This window comes from Pseudogemmobacter bohemicus, assembly GCF_003290025.1.
Classification (GTDB): Bacteria; Pseudomonadota; Alphaproteobacteria; order Rhodobacterales; family Rhodobacteraceae; genus Pseudogemmobacter; species Pseudogemmobacter bohemicus.
In genome coordinates, this window is the sequence record NZ_QNHG01000004.1 from 659,683 (window position 1) to 660,708 (window position 1,026).

1 CRISPR repeat array is annotated in these 1,026 nt (G+C 60.5%).

Annotation, left to right across the window (positions count from 1 at the left end):
- The first annotated feature begins 65 nt into the window (after positions 1-65).
- Positions 66-1,026: a CRISPR direct-repeat array (repeat unit 36 nt; unit sequence AGCTTAGCCGTTCAGAAACCGCAGGCCAACCGCAAC).

Here is a 1,026-nt window from a genome sequence, read left to right on the forward strand (position 1 = left end):
GCTTAGCCGTTCAGAAACCGCAGGCCAACCGCAACGAGACTGACTAACATCAACACGCCCAAAGGAGCTTAGCCGTTCAGAAACCGCAGGCCAACCGCAACGACGAGAGGGTAGCGGTGCAGGGCGGCGGCAGCTTAGCCGTTCAGAAACCGCAGGCCAACCGCAACCATGAGCGCCCGCTGGTATTACGAGACCGTCAGCTTAGCCGTTCAGAAACCGCAGGCCAACCGCAACAGAACCGTCACCGATGGTCAGCTCACGGTTAGCTTAGCCGTTCAGAAACCGCAGGCCAACCGCAACCCCCCCCCATCTGCGCCGGTGGCTGGCGGTAGCTTAGCCGTTCAGAAACCGCAGGCCAACCGCAACGCAGACGATATGCACAAAATGCAGAAGCCGAGCTTAGCCGTTCAGAAACCGCAGGCCAACCGCAACGGAGACCGGCAGCAGCCGCCCTTCGGTGACAGCTTAGCCGTTCAGAAACCGCAGGCCAACCGCAACGATCGCGTCCATGGCGCGCGCCCACCGTTCAGCTTAGCCGTTCAGAAACCGCAGGCCAACCGCAACGACGATGGACAACGCGACTTCGACCGGCACAGCTTAGCCGTTCAGAAACCGCAGGCCAACCGCAACGACGAGAGGGTAGCGGTGCAGGGCGGCGGCAGCTTAGCCGTTCAGAAACCGCAGGCCAACCGCAACTGCGACAATATCGTGACCAACCTGCGCCTGAGCTTAGCCGTTCAGAAACCGCAGGCCAACCGCAACCCCGCGCTCCTGGATCTGGTCTTTGCCGTCAGCTTAGCCGTTCAGAAACCGCAGGCCAACCGCAACCCAATCTGCCGGCGGTGCGAAATCGACTATAGCTTAGCCGTTCAGAAACCGCAGGCCAACCGCAACAGTGGGTAAGTGCACACCTGTTCACACGCCAGCTTAGCCGTTCAGAAACCGCAGGCCAACCGCAACCAAGAGAAACCAACGGCCACGAGATAGGTAAGCTTAGCCGTTCAGAAACCGCAGGCCAACCGCAAC